At 45.5% G+C, this 23,736-nt stretch carries 21 protein-coding genes and 3 pseudogenes; 6 read left to right on the top strand and 18 right to left on the bottom strand.

The features are described from left to right. The 3 genes and pseudogenes from Xsto_RS23035 to Xsto_RS16890 all read left to right on the top strand — a co-directional run. Nucleotides 1–94: pseudogene (locus tag Xsto_RS23035) on the top strand (IS982 family transposase); the annotation flags it as partial. 218 nt (nucleotides 95–312) lie between these two features. After that, a complete protein-coding gene (locus Xsto_RS16895; protein ID WP_099125543.1) occupies nucleotides 313–519 on the top strand; it encodes a helix-turn-helix transcriptional regulator in 207 nt (68 codons plus the stop codon). Between the two features lie 107 nt (nucleotides 520–626). Continuing rightward, nucleotides 627–2,732 carry an AAA family ATPase gene (locus tag Xsto_RS16890; protein WP_099125544.1) on the top strand — a complete coding sequence of 702 codons (2,106 nt, stop codon included), beginning with the start codon at nucleotides 627–629 and terminating at the stop codon, nucleotides 2,730–2,732. A gap of 411 nt (nucleotides 2,733–3,143) precedes the next feature. Here Xsto_RS16890 and Xsto_RS16885 read toward each other — a convergent pair whose 3' ends face one another. The 5 genes from Xsto_RS16885 to Xsto_RS16865 form a co-directional block, all read right to left on the bottom strand. Next, nucleotides 3,144–3,848, bottom strand: a complete 705-nt coding sequence (locus tag Xsto_RS16885) for a DUF2931 family protein (RefSeq protein WP_244590410.1) — start codon at nucleotides 3,846–3,848, stop codon at nucleotides 3,144–3,146. Next, complete coding sequence (locus Xsto_RS16880) at nucleotides 3,848–5,623, bottom strand: phospholipase effector Tle1 domain-containing protein (protein WP_169926656.1); 1,776 nt, start codon at nucleotides 5,621–5,623, stop codon at nucleotides 3,848–3,850. Before Xsto_RS16880 ends, Xsto_RS16885 begins: the two co-directional genes overlap by 1 nt. A gap of 194 nt (nucleotides 5,624–5,817) precedes the next feature. Beyond that, nucleotides 5,818–6,597, bottom strand: coding sequence for a DUF4123 domain-containing protein (locus tag Xsto_RS16875; protein WP_244590411.1), 780 nt, complete (start codon nucleotides 6,595–6,597; stop codon nucleotides 5,818–5,820). Beyond that, nucleotides 6,597–8,633 carry a type VI secretion system Vgr family protein gene (locus Xsto_RS16870; protein WP_099125547.1) on the bottom strand — a complete coding sequence of 679 codons (2,037 nt, stop codon included), beginning with the start codon at nucleotides 8,631–8,633 and terminating at the stop codon, nucleotides 6,597–6,599. Before Xsto_RS16870 ends, Xsto_RS16875 begins: the two co-directional genes overlap by 1 nt. A 44-nt stretch (nucleotides 8,634–8,677) precedes the next feature. Further along, complete coding sequence (locus Xsto_RS16865; RefSeq protein WP_099125548.1) at nucleotides 8,678–10,435, bottom strand: type VI secretion system baseplate subunit TssF; 1,758 nt, start codon at nucleotides 10,433–10,435, stop codon at nucleotides 8,678–8,680. A 1,332-nt stretch (nucleotides 10,436–11,767) separates the two neighbouring features. Between Xsto_RS16865 and Xsto_RS16860 the strand changes: the two genes are divergently transcribed. Continuing rightward, complete coding sequence (locus tag Xsto_RS16860; RefSeq protein ID WP_141554520.1) at nucleotides 11,768–12,040, top strand: helix-turn-helix domain-containing protein; 273 nt, start codon at nucleotides 11,768–11,770, stop codon at nucleotides 12,038–12,040. 632 nt (nucleotides 12,041–12,672) lie between these two features. On the opposite strand, the gene Xsto_RS16855 is transcribed toward Xsto_RS16860, so the two are convergent. The 4 genes from Xsto_RS16855 to Xsto_RS16840 all read right to left on the bottom strand — a co-directional run bounded on the left by Xsto_RS16855 (nucleotide 12,673) and on the right by Xsto_RS16840 (nucleotide 16,724). Continuing rightward, a complete protein-coding gene (locus tag Xsto_RS16855) occupies nucleotides 12,673–13,701 on the bottom strand; it encodes a tyrosine-type recombinase/integrase (RefSeq protein WP_099125550.1) in 1,029 nt (342 codons plus the stop codon). Nucleotides 13,702–13,780: 79 nt separating this feature from the next. Then, nucleotides 13,781–14,794 carry a TraI domain-containing protein gene (locus Xsto_RS16850; protein ID WP_099125551.1) on the bottom strand — a complete coding sequence of 338 codons (1,014 nt, stop codon included), beginning with the start codon at nucleotides 14,792–14,794 and terminating at the stop codon, nucleotides 13,781–13,783. 219 nt (nucleotides 14,795–15,013) lie between these two features. Next, nucleotides 15,014–15,697 (bottom strand): N-6 DNA methylase, encoded by a 684-nt coding sequence (locus Xsto_RS16845; RefSeq protein WP_099125552.1) that lies wholly within the window; start codon nucleotides 15,695–15,697, stop codon nucleotides 15,014–15,016. 103 nt (nucleotides 15,698–15,800) lie between these two features. Next, nucleotides 15,801–16,724: a DUF1281 domain-containing protein gene (locus tag Xsto_RS16840; RefSeq protein WP_099125553.1), complete on the bottom strand. Its 924-nt coding sequence runs from the start codon at nucleotides 16,722–16,724 to the stop codon at nucleotides 15,801–15,803. Between the two features lie 77 nt (nucleotides 16,725–16,801). Here Xsto_RS16840 and Xsto_RS22615 point away from each other — a divergent pair, with 77 nt between their 5' ends. Beyond that, complete coding sequence (locus tag Xsto_RS22615; RefSeq protein ID WP_276511098.1) at nucleotides 16,802–16,936, top strand: hypothetical protein; 135 nt, start codon at nucleotides 16,802–16,804, stop codon at nucleotides 16,934–16,936. Here Xsto_RS22615 and Xsto_RS22355 read toward each other — a convergent pair. The 9 genes and pseudogenes from Xsto_RS22355 to Xsto_RS16795 form a co-directional block, all read right to left on the bottom strand. Next, nucleotides 16,928–17,083: pseudogene (locus Xsto_RS22355) on the bottom strand (TA system toxin CbtA family protein); the annotation flags it as partial. The gene Xsto_RS22615 and the pseudogene Xsto_RS22355 sit on opposite strands and share 9 nt — an antisense overlap. A 37-nt stretch (nucleotides 17,084–17,120) precedes the next feature. Then, the gene (locus Xsto_RS16830) at nucleotides 17,121–17,663 is read right to left on the bottom strand and encodes a hypothetical protein (RefSeq protein ID WP_099125554.1); all 543 of its coding nucleotides are present in this window, start codon (nucleotides 17,661–17,663) and stop codon (nucleotides 17,121–17,123) included. Between the two features lie 119 nt (nucleotides 17,664–17,782). Further along, nucleotides 17,783–18,166 carry an antirestriction protein gene (locus Xsto_RS16825; protein WP_244590413.1) on the bottom strand — a complete coding sequence of 128 codons (384 nt, stop codon included), beginning with the start codon at nucleotides 18,164–18,166 and terminating at the stop codon, nucleotides 17,783–17,785. 67 nt (nucleotides 18,167–18,233) lie between these two features. Continuing rightward, the gene (locus Xsto_RS16820; RefSeq protein WP_099125556.1) at nucleotides 18,234–18,680 is read right to left on the bottom strand and encodes an antirestriction protein; all 447 of its coding nucleotides are present in this window, start codon (nucleotides 18,678–18,680) and stop codon (nucleotides 18,234–18,236) included. Between the two features lie 613 nt (nucleotides 18,681–19,293). Then, nucleotides 19,294–20,637 carry an MATE family efflux transporter gene (locus Xsto_RS16815; RefSeq protein ID WP_099125557.1) on the bottom strand — a complete coding sequence of 448 codons (1,344 nt, stop codon included), beginning with the start codon at nucleotides 20,635–20,637 and terminating at the stop codon, nucleotides 19,294–19,296. Further along, entirely contained in the window at nucleotides 20,634–21,497 is an 864-nt protein-coding gene (locus Xsto_RS16810; protein ID WP_099125558.1) for a glycosyltransferase, read from the bottom strand. Before Xsto_RS16810 ends, Xsto_RS16815 begins: the two co-directional genes overlap by 4 nt. An 11-nt stretch (nucleotides 21,498–21,508) precedes the next feature. Further along, on the bottom strand, nucleotides 21,509–21,769 hold the full coding sequence (locus tag Xsto_RS22610; protein WP_211284328.1) for an inositol monophosphatase family protein: 261 nt from the start codon (nucleotides 21,767–21,769) through the stop codon (nucleotides 21,509–21,511). Nucleotides 21,770–21,813: 44 nt separating this feature from the next. After that, nucleotides 21,814–22,170, bottom strand: coding sequence for an inositol monophosphatase family protein (locus tag Xsto_RS22605; RefSeq protein WP_099125560.1), 357 nt, complete (start codon nucleotides 22,168–22,170; stop codon nucleotides 21,814–21,816). Between the two features lie 123 nt (nucleotides 22,171–22,293). After that, on the bottom strand, nucleotides 22,294–23,481 hold the full coding sequence (locus tag Xsto_RS16795) for a carbamoyltransferase C-terminal domain-containing protein (protein ID WP_099125561.1): 1,188 nt from the start codon (nucleotides 23,479–23,481) through the stop codon (nucleotides 22,294–22,296). Between the two features lie 119 nt (nucleotides 23,482–23,600). On the opposite strand from Xsto_RS16795, the pseudogene Xsto_RS16790 reads away from it, so the two are divergent. Next, nucleotides 23,601–23,736 (top strand): annotated as a pseudogene (locus Xsto_RS16790) (IS630 family transposase); the annotation flags it as partial.

The following is a 23,736-nucleotide window of genomic DNA, read 5'->3' as shown; positions in this document are numbered from 1 at the left end:
AGTTGCTGCTGGCCTTATTGCTTATACATTCCAACCTAAAAAACCGAGCTTGAATCTACGGGATAATGAGATCGCTATTTTTAAGCGAAGCTGAGGTTATCTAGATGCAAACCGGGAAAAATCCATCACACCGTATGACTTCGCTAAACCACTGCGCGACAGAAAAAGTCGATAATGCAACCTAAAAATTAATTTTCATCGGGAGAAAAACAATTAACGCTGTTCATTTAGTTTGGCTTTTTAAATAATCCGCCTGTCATCAAATAACGTCCACGATGAGCGCTCAAGGACTCGGTAACAGGAGAATTAAATATGACAGTGACAACATTGAAAACCAGTCTGATCCGTTTGCCGGAAGTACAACGCAGAACGGGTTACAGCAAAGCGTGGATTTACAAACTGATTAGCGATGGCGAATTCCCGAAGCAGGTCAAAATCGGCCCACGCTCAGTCGCCTTTATCGAAGCAGAAATTGATAACTGGGTCGCACAACGTATCGCAGAATCGCGGGCGGCATAACACAAAAAAGACTATGACATAAGAAACAGAATATAAAACACAACGCCCCAGTGTGGTCGGACACATCTGAGGCGTTTAACCAAAACCGTTTAAGTGAGGTAAAAACGATGGCTGATACACAGCATACCCAAACTCGCCCTAAATTTACAGCCCCAAAAAAATCAAGCAATCAAAAACCGCTTGACTTGATCCAGACCGTGAAAACTTCGGCTATGTATTCTTGGCAAAATTTGTTGCCAGCTTGCGGCATTGAAATCCCGGCAAAAGGGAAGCACGGTGCTTGCCCTGTCTGCGGCGGTACTAACCGTTTCCACTTTATCGATGATCACCATCACGGCAACTGGCATTGCCGCCAGTGTGATGCGCCGAACTATGGTGATGGGCTGGATTTAGTGGCAAGAACCAACGGGATCTCGATTCTTGAAGCAGCAAAAATTATTGCTAACGTGCAGGCATTGCCTTTACCAGAACTCAAGCCCGCCAAAGAAATTATCTATCCAACACAGCCCATTGCCGAAAGAGTGGCGGCACTGATGGCGCAGACTGTCACCGGACAATCGCCCTATCTGACCGCAAAAGGGCTACATTGCCCTAATCAACGGCTGTTGCCCGATAATTCGGCAGTGTTGGCACTGACAACATTGGATAAAAAAGTTACAGGTGCGCAGATCATCAAACCCAATGGTGAGAAAAAATTACTCTCTGGCAGCCAGAAGAAAGGTGCGTTTATTGCTGTGTCAGCGCCGGAAGCTCATTCCGACACAGTAATTATTACCGAAGGTTACGCCACAGCCCTGACCGTTAATCAGTTATATCAAGGCAGCGTTCTGGCGGCACTGGATGCCGGCAATTTATTTTCTGTTGCCAACGCTGTTCGGGAACGCTGGCCGGACGTAAAAATCATTATTGCGGCAGACAATGACTGGCATCGCTCCGACGAGCTGGATAAGAACGGGAAACCCAAAGTGAATGTCGGCAAGATCTCAGCAGAAAAAGCAGCGCTTGCGGTGAATGGCTGGGTTACATTACCACCGACAGAGCATAAAGCCGACTGGGATGATTATCGCCAACAACATGGCATTGAGGCAGCACAGCAGGCATTCAGTCAGGCGTTATATCAGATGAGGGAACCGATAAACAGTGATGCAATAGAAACCCGTCGTTATGACAACGTCGAGAGCATTTATCCAAATCGTAAAACAAAATTACCCCTGTCAGTCGGCTCTGAGGGCTTTGACGCACAGTTAGACTACGTGGTTAAGGGCATTATTCCTGCGCATTCCCTGTGCAGCATTTACGGGGCAAGCGGATCATATAAAAGTTTTCTAGCGGGGGCGTGGGGCTGTCATATTGCTACAGGTAAGGCATGGGCTGGAAAATCGGTTGCTCAGGGGGCTGTACTGTACGTGGTCGGTGAAGGTGGCATTGGTGTACCCCGGCGCATCAAAGCATGGGAAATCGTCAACGGACAGACGGTTGAAAATATGTACCTGATCAATACGCCCGTTTTTCCGGCCTCGCCTGCCGAAGTCCATGAGCTGGTGATTGCCGCCCGACAGGTTGAAATTGAAACAGGTCAGCCGGTGCGCCTGATTATTCTGGATACGTTAGCCCGCTGTTTTGGTGGCGCGGATGAAAATGATTCAAAAGATATGGGTGCGTTCGTTCGGGGCTGTGACGAACTGAAAGCCAAAACAGGGGCAAGCATTCTCGTGGTTCACCACTCCGGCAAAGACGAAAGTAAAGGCGCGAGAGGTTCCAGTGCCCTTCGCGCGGCATTGGATGTTGAATACAAGATCAGCCGGGAAGGGAAAAAAGGCGGCTCGCTGGTTATCTCCTGCACCAAAATGAAAGATGCCGAAGAGCCGGACACCAAAGCCTATGATATGCGCGTGGTGGAGCTTTTTACCGATAAAGACGGTGAAGATATTACGTCACTGGCGCTGATTGACAGGCCACGCGCTCCGGTCGAAGAGGAAGAAATCAATCAGGTCGCCAATAAAACCGATGACCATACGGCACTATGGCAGTGTATCCGGTCGCGCACTGCCCTGAAAGAACCCTGCAGCATTGCCCTTGTGCGTGATGATTTAAAATCGATGGGCGTGAATGTGAAGAATTTCAGCCGCTGGTTAACCAAGTTAGAGCAAGACAGACTGATTACCCGCCATGGGCAGGAACTCACCATCATGAATCAGAACAATGAAGATTAAAAAGTGAGTAAAAAAGTGAGGAATGGTGAGGAAAGGAAATTTGTGCCTCACCAAATTCCTCACTTTTCTCGCCTATATACGGAAAAAGTGAGGAGCACAAAACACATTGATTTTTAAGGATAAAAAATTATCAATTCCTCACTTGTTTTTGCAGTGAGGAAAATAAAAAGTGAGGAGAAAAATGAGGAGCAGGTGAGGAAATATTTTTTCTGGCAGGTGTTTTTCAGCTCTCCGTGCTACCGGGTTAATGTATTAGCCCGGTAGCACGGAGATGACAAGCGCAGCGCGTCAGTGACACTTAGAAAAATAAGCAAGAAATGCTTTCCGGCCAGTTATCAATATTGGCTCCCATCAACATCATAAATAAGTCATGCCAACTTCTGATATTGAGGCGATTTCCAAATAACCGTTTTACCACTCACCGTAGGGGTATTCTTTCCCTTTGATAAAGTTTTTAATACGTTCCGAATACTCACTATAACCATTCAGAACTTTTGTTTTTCCCTGACATATCGTCATATCTTCACCGGAAACTGATTCACCCGTGGCCACTAAAATATTATCGCCATTGTTTTTATCATAACCCCGTAACCAAGCCTTGCCGGTTCCACCGGGAGCCAGACCAATAAATAAGGTATCTCGATAGAAAATATGATTTTTAACTCGTTGGCCAACAGAAGGCTCTCTCATCAACTTTCGGATATCTGGTGTAAAAACAAACTGTGTCTGGTAGGTTTTTTTATCAATCACAGAATCCCAGCAAACTAATAATGCCTGGGGTAAGGCTTCACCATGATTTTTAATCCCGCTAGTCCCCCCTCCTAATTTCTTACTCCATGAATTCATACTTCTAAAATCTGAATTTGCTCCATCAGGCATAAATTTTTGCACAAGATAATTATCTTCATCCAAAAATTGAACAAAACTAATACTGGCGGGGAAATATTCTGGAGTAATAAATTGAAATCTCCATTTATCATAAGGTAGCCGTTCACTGTTGCGTACAATGGGTTTATAGGTTACTACTCGCTTTCCTGACGGATATGACTGACAGGCCGCTAATCCGAATATCATGCCCAAGCTAAATAACAAAGCTAATGTTTTTTTGTTTCTCATTATGAAATATCCTTGCCATTATTATCAAAAATAGTTCTACGCCAATTACTATTAGGACGATTCGCATAAGCAATTTCCGCCGGGAAAATATCCCCTTGCATGTTATTATCTTTTGTTTTTGTATTGTTCCAATTTGCTGAAAAGTGAGTGTATTTAGACCCTATCAGAGTCAGTTCTTCCTGAGTAAAAGGCTCAGGTTTTTCCCCCTGCCTTATAGCCAGCCCCTGAGCAATAGCTTTTTTTGTTATCGCCTGAAGCTCCGCCGGAAGTTGATAATTACTATCATTATCGTTTGGTTTATCAAAAACCAGTCCTGCTTCTTGGGCGGCATCCTGCATGACCAGCATACCCACTTTAGACCAATCATTCTGGATGGTACGAGTAAGAACTGCTGCTGCCATCACCTTGGTCGAACCCGATCGTTTAGCATATTCTGAACTATCATCGTGCCATGTGATCAGCTTAACATTTTCATCTGTGACTAATGAGCCAATGGTCGGGGATTTTTTTAACTGCTCCAACTCTTTTTGCGTATTTTTATAAACATGAAGATTATTATCTGAAGGTACTCCAAACCCTGAAACTTCCATCATCTTCGGTCGAGTAATACATAAATTTTCATCACCCACAGGATCATATCCGCCGCCAACATCAGCATGTGCGCCGGGTAGTTCAAGTTCAGGCCAGTGAGGTTTTACACTGTTTAAGGAAAAATTATAACGGCATTCATTCTGCGCTGTAATATGGAAAACACTTTTTGCAATATCAGAAGATAAAAATATATTAGCAGGTCCTGTCACAGAAGAATTATGGGGATTGAGCAGATTGTTCATTTCAGCAATTGCTGTCACCGTATCATAGATACCTAGAAAGCGGGTCTTACCGGTAGGATAACGGGAATTCTCCAGATAACGATGATCAGCAAGGCTCTCATTAAGTGCCTTTAACAAATCTTTATCTTGTTTCAAAACACGGTTAGCGAAATGACGGGCTGATGCAGCTCCTCGACTAAAACCAATAATATCGAACTGAAGTGATCTGACATTATCTTCTGTTGTTTCTAAAAATTTCGTAAGTTCATTTTTTATTTTCTCGATACCAATATCTGTTTTAGTAACAACGCCGGTATCTCCTCGTCCTGTTCCATACCCAACGACACTATCGGATTCCCCTGACTTAGTGCCAACACCGTCAATGTATACTTTAATCTGATGATTTCCTTCACTAATTTCATTATTACTATATATGTTATGTAAGAAAACCACATTGGTGTAATAATTGTCGTAACTTAGTCGCCAGACATCACCAGGCGCTCCATATTTATTAAATGAACACACAAAATTATTAAACTGTTCTGGGGTTGGATCACTGTTTTCTTTAGCGCATAAACGTTCATCCGTATTATCTATATTATTTCCCGTTCCATCAAAAAAGACACCAATAGTCAAATTAATACCACTTTCAATCACCTGCATTTCCAACACATGCCTTCGTTTAAGTTGAGATGTGCTGAAACCTTTTAATGTCGAATTTTTAAAGTGTTCAGATGATTTCAATTCGTCTTCCTGCCAGCCTTTAATCTTAGGGTATGCATTACTGAGCATACCCAATGTAATATATTGGTATTCATGTCCGTCCAATATAGCTGTTGGCTTAACAAGAGAATTAGCCTCTCCAGTTTGCTGGCGGGGTGTTCGTTTCACTATTTCATCGGCAAGAGGCTGTGCTGTAACAGATAATGTCACAGGCATGGGGGGAAGATCTGCTTCACGCAATAAACCATTACCATCTGTGGTGCCCGTTCGCACAATGCTTTTGTTTCCGCGACTTGTCAGTTTATAAGGTATACCCGTTAATGGTTCACCCTGTTCATCGACGAGTTGAAATTCAATCCAGTGTTTCAGTATATCTTGGCAGTTAATGCAATCCGTTTGTTCTAACTGACTCATTCTTTTTTCCTTAATTAATCTTAAATTTCTTTTCTAAGCGCAACCTGTGGGTTATCGGTAATAAAGTGTTCAACGGTGAGTTTATTCAGGTTCTGTTTTTCACCTCTCACCTGTTTTAACCACGCCACAAGGCTTGTTTGCAATCGCCCTTCAGGTTCATCCAGTTTCAGTGCCAATTCGGGGTTTTCTTCCCAAAGCTGACAACTTAACGCGTAAGCCAGATTCTTGAGCGTCGTATCGGTTGAGTAACGGGCGTCAATCAGATGATCGCCCAGCACAAATAAATTCTTATTCAGTTCCTGAGGGCAATTTTCTGGGCGGGTATAGCAAACCGGAGCGGGCGTATCGATCATCAGCTCATTCACCGGTGTTAACAGTTCACCCCAATCCCCCGGTTTCAAAGCAGGCAGTAATGGTGTGAAAATGCGGTTATCCATCAGTCGCAACACCACAACCTGACCATGTAGCATTACCTGCTGATGTAAGCGCCAGTGTTCTAACTGAAATGACCACGGTAAGGTACTGCGATAGCCCCAGCCCCAACTGGCATCACTGAATGCGTGTTTATCCAGCAATTGCGCCAGTTCCGGCAGACACTTGGCTTTGGGTTGGATCAGCCACGGACTTTGCTCCTGCATGGCCTTCATCGGTGTACCGCTGTAGAGCGGAAATGCCTGCTCTGTCCAGTCGTTGAGGTAAAAGAGCTGGACGGGATTCGGTTTCGCCAGACTGTTGACCAGAAAATAACACTCGCCGCTGTCCTGCTGTGATAACCAGCTTTTCCAATTAGTCGATTCCATCATGCTTCCTCTGCTCCGGTGATAACCCAGTTTTCCTCTTGCTGCGCGAGAATGGCACAGGGAGGCTTAGCCGGAAACTCGGTTATCGGGAGTGCTTCCGCCATCGGGAGCTGCCCCACTTGTGCCAGTGGTGCCACGCCTTCCGGTAATTGCAGTGAAACCCCGCGACCGCTGCCGCCTGACCCCTGCCCGACATTAATCATTGAAGACAAAATGCCAGCAGGAGTAACTTTCAGAAAACTGCCACCCACTTTCAGCGTAATTTCTGCTGCCGCTTCCAACACTACCTTGCCGCCACTTTTCAGGTGGATTTCCTGTCCGCTGTCAATGACGGTCGCATCCCCGGTCTGAATATGCTGGCTGCCGGCAATCCGGTGCGACACATCCCCTTCGGTGGTAATTTTTTGAGAACCGGCGACCTGATGATGGTCATCGGCACGAATATCGTGGTAACGGTTGTTATCGATGCGGCTCTTCTGGTCATGTTTGATATGCCAGTAGGCATCGTTTTCGATATGTGCAGTCAGGTCTTTCTGACCATGGAGATAGATTTCTTCGCTGTCTTTGGCATCCTCAAAGCGCAGTTCGTTAAAGCCTTTGCCTTTGTGGGTCTTGGTCTTAAACGTGGTACGGGTTTTTTGCGCCGGTAAATCCAGTGGCGGTCGGTTCAGGCCGTTATAAACACAGCCGGTGACAATCGGTCGATCAATATCGCCATTAAGATAGGAGATAATCACTTCCTGCCCGATACGCGGGATTGCCATAAAGCCAAAGCCGTTACCGTTCCAGCCCTGCGCCACGCGTACCCAGCACGATGCCCCATCATCCGGTGGGTCGTAGCGGTTCCAGTGAAAATGGACTTTAATCGCACCGTCTTTATTGACGAAGATTTCTTCCCCTTTCGGGCCGACCACAATGGCAGTTTCATCCCCGTCTGCCAGCGGTTTATAGTGGAAAGGCGGACGCCAGTCGGCAAGGCCGTCGATAAAACTGAAATGATTGGAGAGCGTGGTGCCTTCACCGCCACTGTCGCCCAGTGCCTGCGGGCAGCGTCCGTGATGGCTGATGCCAACCACCTGCCAGCGCACATTCAGCGGTTTATGGGGGTGATTTTTTATCTCGAAGATTTTGCCCGGCATCAGTTTGATGCAGTTGCTGCTGCCGCTGCCCGTCTGTTTCTGGTTATCCAGCGCTTCCTGCCGGTATTTTAAAAACGGGATAGCCGCCGCATCTTTCTGAAACCGCCCGTAACTTTCAAACACGGCATAGGGAGTCTGGCTGCCGAAATCGCGGAAACCTTCGCTGCTGTGCATATGGGAGAGGTGATAACGCGGCTCTGCCGGGTTGAAATCTTTATGCAGGCTGCGCTGCGGACTCATACCGACACCCAACCGTACCTGATAAATCGTATCGGTTCCGTAGGCTGTTTCCGGCTGGGGCTGGTATTGCAGCGGCAGCCCGGCGGTCATACCAAGGTGACTGTCACTGAAAAACGCCGTTTCATCCTCAAACCAGAAACTGACGCCCTCTTCCGCTGCCAGACGGCTGAAAAAACTATAGTCAGACTCCCGTTTCTGGGTCACGTATTCCCTGTCCTGATGCGCATCGTAGAGTTTTGAGTCGGCCTGTACCCGGTGTTTTTTCAGCAGGCTGTTTAAAATCGCCGGGACATTTTGCTGATGATAAATCCGGCTGTCCTGATTGAGCGTCAGCCGCCAGCAGGCCGGGCGCACCGTCAGAGTATAGAGTGTCTTGTTGCCATCGGTGCCGACCCAGTCCGCATGGGAGATGATGCCGGTGACTTTACGTTGCAGCCTGTCCCCGTTAAACACCTGCAACACCGCTTCCTGCATCAACAGTGAGGCCAAATCAATGTCAGCCTGTGGCCTGAATGGGTTTGCGTTACCGGCTCTGACCAGCGTCAGGTTCAGGGTAAAGAGTTCTGATAATCCCTCTTGTAGAGAGAATTCTCCCACAGCAAAGGTGTCTGCCGGCACACCGGCAATGTGGCAGACAAAGCGTAATCCACTTTTCATATTGATTTTTTCCTTATGGTTTCTGTCATGTGTTCCTTAATCCATTACATTTCCGGGCGTAGTCCATCGACATGCCAGAACTGCCACAGCGCCTTGTGACTGTCCGGTGTAAAAATCTCCAGCATGACAAACGCAGATTGGGTGATAAAACAGGCCAACGCCTGATTGATTAACCGGCAGAAACGGTACATCTCCCCCGGATTACGGTAGCAGTCGGGATCCAGCGTCAGCGCGAGTAAATGCCCGCGAACAGAACGCCCCAGTCGCATCCGGTCGGTCAGGCGCTCTTCGACCTGCACAATACCGTCAATGTGTTGGCGGAACTGACGGCTTAGGGGACGGTGCGTGTCGGCATACGGGTCAAACAACCGGAAAAATTGTTTCAGGCTGTCGGTGGCAAACAGCATCATTGGCGGGCTGGAGAGGCAGGACAGTAGCGGCCAGCCGCTCTTTTCCTGCAACAGGGGTGGGTAATCGGTCGTGACCGGCGTGATATTGTGGACGCTGAGATGAGACGGTGCGCCTTCCTGCGTCACGGTAATCGTGCCTTGCGTCAATGCCGGTGCCTGTTCATGGTAGCCGGTGAAATAACACAAAATCGCAATGGCAGGTAAGTCGTTGGCCGGTTTGCCCGTTAAATCAAAAAAGTGCAGACGGTGCTGGGTTCTGCCGAGAAAATCGGGTTCGGTCTGGAGCTGGTAATAAAACGTGTCGGGTTGCTCATTTTCATCCCGAAAACGCCCGGCCGGGGTAAACTGTTCAATCGGCAGCCAGTGATACGGTGTCCCGCGTTGCTCACTGTCACCGGGCTGTTCCACAACCTCAATATCACCCAGCCGGAACAACCGCACCGATTCTCCCAACGGCAGAGGATAACGGTGATTACCGGCTTCCAGCTCAATGGGCAGGCTTACCCGATTTTCCAGATGAATAGCCGGTACACAGCCCAATAAGAATGTCTCATCGACATCCGTCAGCGGCAATTCGCCCTCGAAACGAAAAATCAGCTCAAACGTGCCATCCCCATTCAATGGCACGGTGGTACAACTGTTGCGGATATCCAGCGTGACAAAGTTATACAGTGGGGACAAAGCATAATATTCCACCAACGGTTGCAGACCGGAATACGTATTTTTGGGCACAGGCAGCACCGGACTATCAAGTAGATCATGCCAGCCATAAGGGAAACCGCGCAGCTTTCGCTGCTTGCCCTGCGTTTTCAGGCTGACATCACAGATATGTTGATCCAGCCACAGACTGAGCTGGGCGGCCTTTTCTGTGTCAGTGCCGAGGAAAAAAGTTAATGCACCACTTTGCCAGATCGGGGAGGCCGTACCGGTCTGGCACAGGGTCAGAATAATTTCACTGTGAGTGCCGTTTTTTTTCACCGCGCGTTGTTGTACGACCAGGGGTTCAATATGCAGCGGACGGCGGGTTTTAAACGTCATTAACTGCCCGTTGTGGTGAGCCGAAACGGCGGTATTCACCGGAATATCTGTGCTGCCCTGATGTTCACCATCGGCAGGAGAGAATTGCAGTATCGTGGTGGGCGGAAGGGGACACAGGGCCAGCGGCCAGATTCGGGACAGAATCCCGTGGGTGATTTCGGGAAGTTCGTCCTCCAGTTTAGCCCGAACACTGGCAATCAACAGGGCAAAGGCTTCAAAAAGACGCGTAATATCGGGATCATGGGAGGCAATCAGAAAATCGGCCAGATGCGGTGAGTCTTTCGCCACACGTTGCGCCAGTTCCCGCAGATAGGCGCGTTCTCGCAGGTACAGTGATTCCTTGTTGTTGTTCATTGAATTTAACTTATGTTTTATCTGTCAGGAAGCGGTTCTGTGCTGAATTTAAATAGGTATCCAGTCTGTAAAGATGGTTTATTGTACATATTCACCAATAAAATTAATTAACCAATTAACTCCAATTTTTGTCTGATTTTGGTGGAATATCGGCCTATCGGCGGAATTTGCACGGGAATTCAGGCAAAAGTCAGGATGACAGGAAAAACGGTCGTTTGACTCCCTTCTGGCTAACCGTTAATATCTTTTCTACAAAAACGATCCATCGCCTGTCAGGATCGCCTTCGGGTGGCGAAACAAAACTCCTGTAGCCTGAAAGGGAGAGCAAATATTGTGGTACATCTGCGCACTTTTGGAAGCAGATATCATCGGATAAATAACCAATATATCAATGATGAAAGTTTCCCGGTTTCTTTATGCACCGGCTTATCACACACGCTGAGCAGTAACCCTGCCACGTTCACCTTAACCATTTTGCCTTACACGATATTTACTCACGCTTTGATTTACGCACGATAGACGTCCCGAAAACTTTGCGGCGTCACTTGCGTTTAAGCGAAGCGATTACCAAGTGACGCCGCTAAGCGTCAACGTCCAGAGCACGTCCGGTCTGGCTTTACTCACGATTTGAACCCCATTTTACTCAGTGTCACCACTTTTCATTGGCATTTTTCTGCCTTAATTCACTTATTTCGTTTTTTCACCCACCGCCTTGCAACAGGCTGATGCAAGATGCAATAAAGAAAGGAGATATCACACGTCACGAATAATGAGGCGTTCATCCTGACTGAATCAGGCACTGAACGGGGAGTAAACCATCGCCGTGCTGAGCACGCAGCGAACTCCTGCAAAAACTCAACATAACCCTCGCCCTGCTACACATTATCTGACACACCACGGAACGGTGAACCTAACCGACACGCAGGGAAAATGTTTCTAAATGAGTAAAGTTAGTCTGAAAATCACAGGGGAAATACGGACAGCGAAGCGATCACGAACAAGAACAAACAACAAAGATTGATTAGTCGTCCGTATTATCCCCTGAGTTTATGCGCTCTGAGAGGAGGAATAACTGTTAAACTTAGCCGTTCGATTATTGTGTTAGGTAAAACAATCAGTTAAAGTATTCCCGCCATTAGCAAAATCTAATGGTCAAGGTTTTGCAGCCTTGTGCACTTATACACTGGTAAGATACTTTACCAGTGTTCTTGCTATTACCTTTTCAATGGTGGTTCAGGCTGGGGAGGCTATGCCTCGCCGGAATAAGTGCCGGTCTGCAAACCCTGTCTGAATCGCCACCATCAATATTAATTAATGGAAGGGGTAGCAGGAATGAATAACAATAATGTTCAAAATGACTGGCATCAGGCCGATATCATCGCCGCATTGCGCAAACGCGGGACAACCTTAGCGGCGGTTTCTCGTGAGGCAGGACTCAGTTCATCGACATTGGCAAATGCATTCAGCAGACCGTGGCCGAAAGGTGAATGGATCATTGCAGATTACCTTGGCATCCATCCCTCAGAGATCTGGCCCAGCCGTTATTTCGATTCTTATACTGGTGAATTATTAGAAAGGAAAGCCCGCTCTAAGCCACAGGAATAACCCGCTTCAATTTGTGATCGACGTCGTAAAAATGAACATTTTTAATATAAAGCCCTGAGCGTGAAATGGCAGCCCAATTTGACCATTTTTAACCCTCATGGCTTTTTTGCTTTAAGATGATTGAAAAGCACACAATGAGTAATATAAATAATAAAAATCAGTCAGATATAAAATAAAAAGCAAGCAAAAAAATCTAGGGGCATTAAAAGGGGCATAAAAGGAAGGTAAGGTTATATACTTTTATTATTCAATAAGTTACAATGTTTTTCGATTCCGCCTCCGGCACCAAATTTCCATGCGGGTTTGTCCTAGGTTGTTAAATTCCCTGACAAAAGCGCAAAAAAGAATCAATCGTTAATTAAATGTTAAATCCTAATCAGCTCAATTTGTACTGTTTAGTTGAAAAGAACATTTAAGACAAGATAACAGGGTAGCTGTTTTAACAGTTACCCTTTTCTCGTTTAAGGTAATGATTTCAGTAATTGATTCTGATGTCAAGTAAGGTGAAAACTTCACGTGACAGGGGATCGGAATTAGCCATTTTTTCATACCATCGATATTGATGCAGGGCAGTTCACTCACACCTCCACCTCAATCCTGTCTGAGACCAGCCCTGTCTTTTTTACGCCGTTTTATTCATTCTCATCGGCATACTCATCAACAAAATCAGTATACAACCCCAGTTCCCGCTCCAGCGCTTTGCCCGTCACTTCCATATCAAGATTAATGTATTCCATCGTGGTCGCCACATTACGGTGCCCCAGTAAGCGTTTCACCAGCGGCAGATTACGATCCGGCGATTTCATCAGGGTCGTCGCCAGCGTATGACGAAAACGGTGAGGCGAGACCGCAAAATCACACTCTTTGGACAGCCGGCGAAAGAAAGAACGGAGCTGTTGTTTTTCCCGGTTGATATCGTATTGGTAACGGGAAAGCCGGCTTGGGTGCGGGACACTCAACCGGCTGAGATCGAAAATCGGATCGTGGGCTTTCGCACCGGCCGCGATGGCCCTTTCTACTAATTTTACCAGCCGGCGTTTAAGCGGCGGAATAATCGGTATTTCCCATTCACTGTGGTTTTTACTGCCTTCCAGCCCCAGTTCAATATAATTGCTGTCCAGATTGATATCTCGCAGCCGCAGGTGCAGTAACTGGTTCTGACGCATTCCTGTAAAACGCAATGTCGCCAGCACTGTTGACCAATACCAGGTCGGATACAGGGCACACCGCCCTCCCCGCGGAGTCATCTCGATGCTTTCTTCCTCAGCAAACTTGCCCATCAGCAGATTAATGCGGGTTATCTGCGATTGGCTCAAAATCTTCTTCTTTTTCTTCTCTTTTTTAGCCACGGCGTTATTAAACGGATTTTCGGTGTGAGGCAGCAGTTTTCGCTCCATACCGAAATTAAAAATCGCCCGCAGATGAGCCACCTTATTATTCCAGGTATGACTCGACTGCTTTTTTTCTACCAGAAGATGACGCCGCCACCGCAGCACATCCCGGTGAATAACCTGTGCCGGTGATGCAGCTTCTCCCATAAACCGGATAAAACCCCGTGTGACCTTTCGATAACTCCATTCGGTATCCGGGCGCAGGATATGTGAAAAAAAGTACTCTTCTAATAGCTCTTCCCAACTGAGCGTTTCTGCTGTATTCAACATGTTATTTTTTCCTCGGTTTATCCTGCCGTGCCCTGTCCAAAAACAATTCACGGCAATAAAATACACATAACCCTTTAAATTATTTACCTTTAAATGATGAATTCGGGTGACTGTCAGTGGCAATACTTTCTTTCTCCCGTCCCGGCTGTTTGGTCAGTTTCGGACCGTGATGATGATTTTTTCCCTGATTTTGTGGTGAAGATGCATCCGGTGACTGAAATAAGGACAATAATGTCAGCGTATCGTCAGAGGGCGCGGTGGGCGGTGGCGTTATGCCACTGGCGGGAGTCCGCACTGTCGTTTCCGGCACAGGGTTGTCTTCAGTAGAGAACACGGTCTCCGTCACCGGTTTCACCTGCAAAGGGGAATGGAGCTGTCCGGCCGCATCCTGAAGCAATGTCTCTATCAATGGGACAGTAGAGGGTCGTCCGTTAAGATGCTGCATCAGACAGTGCCAGACTTCCGGTACCGTCACCAGCCACATCATGGCTTTTTCCGGTAACAGACAGGCGGCCAGCAACACTTCCTGCGGAGCCGGCGGTATGTTCTCCGGGGCGCGGAAACGGAAACGAAACGGTTTGTCGGGAATACCGATGCCCGGTTGCCAGACCTGTCCGTCTTCCAGTTCCCCTTCGAGTTGCCGCAACAATGGCAGGTGGTAAAACAACGCGGCCCAGAACACCACCGCCTGCCATAAGACCCCTTGTGCGGCCTGCGTTTCCGGTGCCACACCCGGCGGCAACAAATATCCCTTCGCTAACCGCACGGCACAAGTGGTAAATTGCAGTGTCAGGTCAGCAAATCCGCCACTGCCTGACCATTTTCCTTCCGGAGAGGCAGGTATCTGCTGAACACTGCCCAATAATTGTTTAATCGGGGCGAGATAAAAACGCTGATACAACCCTTCAGGCAGCGTACTGTTTTGCCACAATTGTTGCAGGCACTGACGGCGCAAAGGCGTTGCTAGCAACGCCTCCACTGATTGTGGCCGGCAATAGTCCCCGTTATCACAAGCCTCGCTCATTTTTTGCCCTGATGATTTTTTCTGTGACGTTGGCGAGCGGGTAAAATGCGATTTAAAACGTGTAAACATCACTTTTCTCCTTTTCAAATTTGGCCCCAGTGTCGGTGGATCCCAATCGGAAACAAGGCGAAACTCTTTTTACGGAAATGAAAATTAAACTGACTCGCTTCATCCATTAACCGACTTACTGAATCCGCTTAATTTTCATCATAAATCAGTTCATTAACGTCATTTAAATATAAAAAAAGCGCCCCGAAAGGCGCATATGAAAGAAAGAAAAATCAGGTTTCAGGCCGCGTGTTCATAGTCCTGCAAACGCTGTGACCAGTTCCCCAGATAATGGGCCGGTGTGTAGCGGGTTCGTTGGCTGCCGGGATCATTCAGCACATCACCGATCGTGACCGCCGCCGGAATACCGGTCAGGGAAAGCTGGATATAGGCCATCACTGCCGCCAGCGGGTCGATATCAATCGCAGATACCCACATACTGGACAACGGATCATGTCCCTGCTCTCTTAATACCTCTGCGGCTGCCAGCATCATACAGGCCGCACCACAGCAAGGTTCGTGGAAGGTGATAAAGGGTTGGGTCTGCAACAAGTCAGATACCTCATTCAACTGCAATTGTGCCATCATTCTGGCCACACTCCAGGGGGTAAAGAACTGCTGAAGTCCCTTATTCCCCAGCTCCAGTTGCATAAACACGCTGCCGAGAAAATCACAGGGAGCTTCTGCCAGGGCCAGCGCGGTATAGGAAAAAAGTTTCACAATCCGGTCAATATCTTCCCGTTCATACTTGTTGATAGTTTTCAGATAGAACTGCTCCAGTTCCTCACTGAAACAGTATTTATTGTGAATGGCCGCCATTGCACAGTTGCAAAAATCCTGAAAAACCCGATAACGGTTACGGTAACGGGCGGTTTGTTTAAACAGCGAAATAAAGTCTTTTTGGTAGTCCGGACAAGAAGCCATGGCGTGTTTTCCTGATAAAAAAAGGAAAACACACCCCGGAAGGAGAATGTGTTTCCCCTTTCGGTTGAAGTGAAAATAAGCTGATACAACGTTAAACAGCGGGTTACTGCCCGACGGCCATCGCCGGTAATGCCAGTGCCGTTTCGGGCTTATCGCCGTTAACCAGATACAGGACCGGACGGTTTTCGTGTCCTACCTGCCCGTTATGACTGTCCACATGCTCGCCCTGGTCATAGCAGTCATAGCCTTTGAGGCTGCCTGACGGTTCGCTGTACCAGTGGCGGATTTCACAGTCAAACACTGATGACAGCCCGCCCATCAGTTCCGCCGAAGGCGGTACCCATGGAGTGTCAAAACGCACGGTTAAGCTGCTGACATGGCGCCTTTCCCAGCGGACATGATGACCGAACGGCCATTCCAGCCCATAGTGCTCATCGTAGCACTGCGCTGTGGTGGTCATTCCTTTCAGTAAGCCACTGTTGCCGTTAATCTCCGTCGCCAGCCGGGTCGGTCGTATCATCAGCATATCGCAGGGCTGAGCAGAGGTCGGATAAACCGACAGTTTCTCCCAGCATGCACTGATATCAAGATTGTCAGACCAGCCCACCACACCAAACCAGTCGGTGTACTGGCGGGTCAGCAGGCGGGCAATCATGTCACGCGCTGACGCCGGTATAGTCTCCCAGCGCAGCAGGCTTAAGCCCGACTGGCGGTAGATACTGTCAATCCGCTTCATGTTTTCTGTGGTTAGCAGCACATTGTCCTGCAACAACGCCAGCCACTGTTCAAACGCCAGATTCTGCGCCGTCGGCGCTGCCGTCCCCCGTACCAGTTCCGGATACGGCGTGTAAGTTAAGGGTTTGGTGGGTTTCAATATCCCCGCACAGCCGGCCAGAAACAGGCGCAGGCTCTGCAATACCGCCTGACGGTAACGGGGAAATTCCTCCCCACAGACCCATTGCTGCATGACATCAAGACAAACGGATTTGCCGGTGACGTCCAGTTGATTAGTGACCCATTCTGCCATGATTAAGCTCCTTTGATTTTTAAGTTTAAAAACCGGAGAAACTGTTCCCCTACGGGAGTCAGTTCCCCCGATGGGTAATGAAAAAAGGGTTACGATTTGGCTTGCCTGAACAGCATTTCAGCCAAACCGCTGTCAAAAATGACCGTCAGCTCGTCATGTATGCCCAGATACGGTGTATCGGGCATCATTGCCGACGCGTTCAGTCAGGTTAAATCGTATTTATCCCCCCGTTCATTGATGGCATCAGACGGCCGGATGCCACTGGCGATAAATTCGGTTACCGTTTCGGTTTCACACAACGCGGTATCGTTCAGGCTCAGATCAGAATAGCGTTTCAGCCGCACGGCGGTAATCACCTGCCAGACGGTTAAACGTCAGGCTTCCAGGGTGACACCATCAAACGCTGACCGTTGCGCTATGCCGGAGAATATCCTGCACTTCGTGATGATAGTGGTAATCGGGTGAAATCATATGCAGTGACAACAAATTCGCCTCCTGCCACAAAACGTGGGCTGCCTGCGGATCCTGCCAGCTCAGCTCAACGGTGGCCGCCTGACATAACTGCTGTTGTTTTCGTTCCAGTGACAAACGTTCTGACGTCAGTGTAACCGGCTGTGCCCAGACGATCTCGTCATAAAAGCGCCCCCCGAGCACACTGTTATCTTTGGCGTCATATATCATCACGGTCAGGGGAAAAAAGGCGCGTCGATACTGACCCGATGAGATTTCCGGTATCGGCCAGTCACCCAGCAAATGGATGACTTTCAATCGTTGTACCGCTTCGGTGATGGAGGCAGTTTCACACACGGTCAGGATTTCCTCTTGCAGCGATTGCGGTCGGTGAGGATGCTGCATCAGGCCGGTGACCTGCACGTTAAAAATGTCTTCCGGTAATACCTGAGCAGTATTCTCCGGCACGGGCAAAAAAATGGCGTTCATGGTGTTGTTCCTTGATTTGACGTTAAAAAAAGACAACACCCGCCCAATACGGGAAGGTGTTGTCGGCTCCCCGGTCAGGCGCTAAAAATGAGAGTTAACAGCCTCATCGACTGATAACGTCAGTGGTGATGAGGGTTGTTATGGATAAATGACGAGCTGATGATGTCCTCTTTGGGCTGCATCGCCAGTACCGCACGCAGCAGCCCGGTTTCCGGGTGGTGCAGCGCGTATTCCCGCAGTTCGCAGAACCGGAATGCATCGGCATTCGGCTCATCCAGCTCGGCGATACGGGCAAACACAATCGCGGTGACAGCCAGACCAAACGCATCCGCAGACAACGTGGCCGTCAGTGTCGTCTCCGGCAGATAAACCGAATAGGTTTTTGCCGCGGTAGGGATCATATACGTCAGGGAATCAGACACGTTCCGGCTGCGCCATTGCTCAGGACGATATTCACCACACAACTGTGAGGCCGTATTCGCCAGCAGGAACCCCAGAAACAACCGTTCCAGCGGGGTTTTATCGGGAAACACAACCGACAGGGCCAGGCTGTCCAGCAGCATCAGTTCATTATCCGGCATCACGTGCTCCCTTTAAGCCCAGAGCCGCCCGGATACATTGAGCCTGAGGATGTTGCCGCGCATATTCACGCAGGGCGCAAAACCGCTCCGCGTACCCGTCCAGCTTCATCAGGTCAGTCAGGTAACTTAATACGCTCAGGGTCACCATCAGCCCAAAGGCATCGGCGGAGACTTCACCTTTAAAGTCAGTCGTACTCACCTTGACCCCAGAAGAATCCGGCCGTATCGGCACGATATAGGCGATGTGGTCTGACACCTTCCGGTACAGCCATCGGTCACACCGCTCATCGTCACACAGCCCGGCAGCCGCTTTAATGAACGTGTGCTCCAGCAACATCAGTTCCAGTGAACCGGTGTGCGGAAAAATGTCAGCAAAAGGGGATAATTCAGCCGGGGGCACAGTGTGCACCGTGGCCGGGGTAGTATGTTGTTGCATGGTATTCTCCTGATAAAAACAACGGAGAACACCTGACCCAATGGGAAATGTGTTCCCCGTTGGGTGACTGGCCGGTTGGCCATCATGGATAAGATTAAGCGACCTTCATCGTCATCAGACTGACGATATCTGCTTCCAAAGGGGCGCAGATGTACCACACCGTAGTGTACTCCCTTGCAGGCTACAGGAGTGTTGCTGTCGCTGCCCGAAGGTGATCCTCACAAGCGACCGGATCATGGATAAGTCTGACTACGCTAATCAACAGAAATCATCCGGTCAATGAGTAATTCATTTCCCGGGACAAAAAATAATGTCAGGAGCACGACGGCATTTTTGGGGAGTCAGAGAGAGGCTGTCAATACGCGCTGACCCATTCAGGCCGTTTGGTCTAACACGTTTATGCCCCGTTGTGTGTTGGTGTCGCTGGCTGAATTACATTGGAAATCTATTTTTACATAACTAGAATGAGTAAATTGAAAATAAAGTTCTTCTCTCACATTAAGGAGAATGTAATGTAGTTTACATTGAGTAGCCGACCGTCAAATTTAATCGTACCCTACCGTAAGATAGCTTCAGATCAAGTCGCAGCTATACACATAACTACTAAACAAGGTCAAAATACATTAATAGTTCTCTGCCATTTTTTTCCAATTACGCGAAAAGTTGATAGAACCGCTTTTACCATGTCTTCCACCATTGGGGCAGCAAAGACCAAAAACAAAGGTAAATCTGTATGGAAAAGTATTAGATAGCACAGAGGTATACCAAAGAACCATGCTGCTACTACATCTATAGTAATGATAAAGCGGTTGTCTCCTCCACTCCTGAGAGTACCGACGATATTTACCGTAGAAAGTGATCTGATAACAATAGTAAATAATACAATAGAATAAGCAGCATCAACAAAGTCAATAGACCTTTGTGATAATTCAGGATAAAAAGATAAAATAAAACCATTTAGCAGATAGAGCAGGGCTGCGAGTAGTAAAGCGAATACCAAACTCAATATTATACACAAACGTGATATAGTTGTAGCTCTTTCATATTCCTTTTTACCTAACGCTTCACTTATTACAATCCCCGCAGCGATTGCAATACCCCAATAAGCAATATGGGCTAGATTTGTAATTGAAGAGATCACTGCAGACGAAGCTACTAACTCTTTGCCTTGAAAAGCAATTATTAAAGTGTATAGGTTTATACTCGCCGCCCACAGTAAGGCATTTATAGCTTGCGCACCTCCTATCCTCAGCAATTCTCTAAAGGATTTACACTTATAATTAAACTTATCAAAATCAAGGTACAATCCATTATACTTTTTTAATAGAAAAAATAAGATTACCCCTATTTCTACTAACTTTGAAAGAATTGAACCCAATGCGGCGCCAATAATTCCGTATCCATCCATGTCAGCTATACCAAACACCAAAAAATAGCTGAAGAAAATATTTGAAACTACACCACTCGCAGATATCAAAAACGTCAAAAATGTGTCACCAAGTGCATTGAGAAGACCTATATAAACTTGAATAATAGCGGATGCCAAAATTGTATATGAAATAATATTGAGATAGTCTATTGCTTTATAAGCGTAATCTTCCTCTCCCCAAAAAAGCAATATAATATCTTCGTTAAATAGTTTTATAATAGAAAAAATAAAAAATGATAAAGTAAGACTAAGTACAAGTCCATTAGTCACAATCAATTTTAGAGTGTTTTTAAAGTGCTTATTTTGAGCAACGATAACAGATACTGAATTTGAAGAAGAATAGACTACACTTAAAAAAACCAACATAATGCTAGTTGCCAGTCCCATTCCAGCTAACTCTTCTGTACCTATATATCCAACCATTATTGTGTCGATAATTGACATCGAAGTAAACAATATAGATTGAGCCATAATAGGTAAAGCAAGTTTAATTATTCTATAAGTATCAGTGGTTACACGAAATGTCATTTGATTCGCCTCAAAACTGATCGTTGACGAAGTATTTCTTCAATTCCCCAATATTCATATTGTAATAATAGGTATGTTTCATCTAATAAATGCTTAGAGTGTATATATTCAAAGGCATTAAAGTTAGATTTACTTTTACTAACAATGTCTTCTGGTTGAGGAGTATGTATTGAAACTGATTTGGAAACGAAACTAAATATCGCCCCCTCTTTCATTAGTCTAATACCCAACTCTATATCCTCACCTCCCCAAGATTTAAATGACTCATCAAATCCAGATATTGCGTCGAAGAGAGATGCGTGTATAGCTATTACCCCTCCCCAACAATACACCCATGGTGCACGCAATTTCTGCATATCCATATCATAATATGAAAGATAATAAACTCTGGGATCAGGGAAAGTAGAATTTAAGATATATAGCTCTAATGCACCTTCAATTCCATAACTTTCAATATCTCTAAGAATTATTTCCTTGTGGTTATTACAGTTAGTAATCCCATAAATATTTCCTAGGGATACACAACGTTTATCATACAAAGAAGATTCAATAATACTCAATACAGCATTTTTTTCTAAATATATTCCACAATCAACAAATAGTAAAATTTCACCACTAGCAATCCTTGCTCCTCTGTTTCTAGCTAATGAAACTCGAAATCCCTCATCCCTTTGAGAGACAATAATTACTTCATGCATGCAATTAATACTTTTTATATTTATGGGTTCATTTGAGCCGTCGTCAACTATTATCACCTCCAATTCAAATTTATTTTTTAATACTTGATTATCTAAAGATGATATAGTTGATAACAATTGAGTTGTGTTGTTATAACAAGGAATGATAACGCTAATAATCATAATAAATTAACCTAAAATATCTCATTTTCAATTATTTTTACAATGTCATGATTACCACATATCAATGTTCGAGCAGTGTTTATATCATTAAATAAATAATGTACCTGAAAGCCAGCCTCCTTTAATATAATATATCCTGCTGCGACATCCCATTGATACAAATTTAGCTCAAAGAAAGCAAGCAAGCGATTTGCAGCAACATATGACATACAGAGAGCTGCACTACCATTTCTATAGGGCAAATAGCCAGACTCGAGTAATGTTGTTAACACTTTTGAAATTTTTCTCTTGTCATCACGATAAGACGTACCAAAAGCTAAGTAGGGTACAGATCATGCTCTAAGAACTGATGAGATTTTGCCAATAATCTTGTGGAGTTTAAAAAAGCACCTTGTCCATGGTAAGCACTAAAACATTCTTTACGAATTGGATCATAAATCAAACCAAATAATATGCTGCCTTTCTTAAAGGCAGCAATAGATATACACCATCCAAACACACCTGTGGAAAAACTATGAGTTCCATCAATTGGATCAATAATCCAGGTATATTCGCTCGTATCTGCAATACCATAAACGGAAGATTCTTCAGAAAAAATAGTATCACTAGGAAATATATTTGAAATGGATCTTTTTAAATATTCATCTACAATCAGATCAGCACTAGTGAGCACATCTCTTTATTTTTTATATTTACATGTAAATGTGAGATTGTTGAACATTTCTAGTAAAATACTTCCTGCATTTGCAATAACTTGCTTGGCATGTAAAAACCTTTCATCCATTAGCATACTTCTTTATTTCCTATAAATTAGATAGTTATTTATAATTAAAAAATCCAGTTTGCTTTCCTTATAGAAATTAATAGCATCTTCGGGAGTTTCTACAATGGGAGTATCCTTGCCATTAAAGGAAGTATTCAGCAAAATTGGGATACCTGTAAGTTTGTAAAACTCATTAATAAGATTATAGTAATCTCTGTTTAATTCTCTAGTCACTGTTTGAACACGGGCACTTCCATCAACATGTACTACAGCACTAATTTGCTCTGATTTTTCAGGTATCACTTGTGAAACCTTGATCATATAATCGCTATCTTCATTGCCAGGCCTAAAGAAGTCTAAATATCTATCCTTTAAAATGGAAGGCGCGAATGGACGAAATTCTTCACGATTCTTAATTTCAATATTGATATAATCGAGCATCTCTTTTCTTCTCGGATCAGCTAATATGCTCCTGTTCCCTAATGCTCTAGGTCCAAATTCAGATCCATTTCTAAAACATCCAACTACCTTTCCCTTACTAATATGTTTTGCGACAACTTCGTCCAAATTATCCGGCTTAGTTATTGCATAATTATCATTCAAGTATTTTCGTAAACTAGATTTAGATTCATCGTATTTTATCCCAAAATATGGATTCCCATTAAATAGGACTTTTTCTTTATTTAATACTTTCATCCACCCATAATAACATGCGCCAATGGCGAGGCCATTATCGCCAGCGGCTGGTTGAATATAAACATTTTTGAATGGTGTATTCTTTATTATTTTACCATTAGCTACTGCATTTAGTGCTAATCCACCTGCATAACATAAGTTATCTGAAGCATACATTTTATGGTATGAATTAAGTATATAAAATAAAGCTTTCTCAGTTTGTTCTTGTACCCATTTAGCCAAATCAGCACAATACTGAAAATCATCCTTAATATTTGTATTTTTTATTCCTAAATCCTCAATTAGATCATAATTTATTTTTACCCTAGCATCCTCAATCAAAAATAATTCTTCAGGGAATCTGCCACTTTTACCATATGGTGCCAAACCCATTAATTTTCCTTCGTTGAAATCTTTACCGAATACAAATTTACTAGCCCCTCCATATAGCCCACCAATGGAATGTTCGATATCATAAGGAGCAATTTTGTATTTATCTAGATCATTAAGATTAAATTTTGAGTAATCTTTAAATACTGTTACCACATTATTATCAAAAAACTTATAGTAGCTCTCCTTTTCAAAATAGTCGATATAATCCGACTTATACCCATCGTCATTGAAGATGCTTGATTTTTCATTCCTATCAGATCAAAATCGCGCCCATGAAAATTACCCTGACAGATGCCCAAAAAGAAGCGATTGAATTGATGCACGATACGACTCGTGATGGGCGCGTCCGTGACCGTATCAAAGCCGTGCTTTTAGCTTCAGAAGGCTGGACTGCTCAAATGATTGCTC

Origin of the sequence: Xenorhabdus stockiae (assembly GCF_002632825.1) — a bacterium.
Classification (GTDB): Bacteria; Pseudomonadota; Gammaproteobacteria; order Enterobacterales; family Enterobacteriaceae; genus Xenorhabdus; species Xenorhabdus stockiae.
This window is presented reverse-complemented; position numbering and strand designations above follow the sequence as displayed.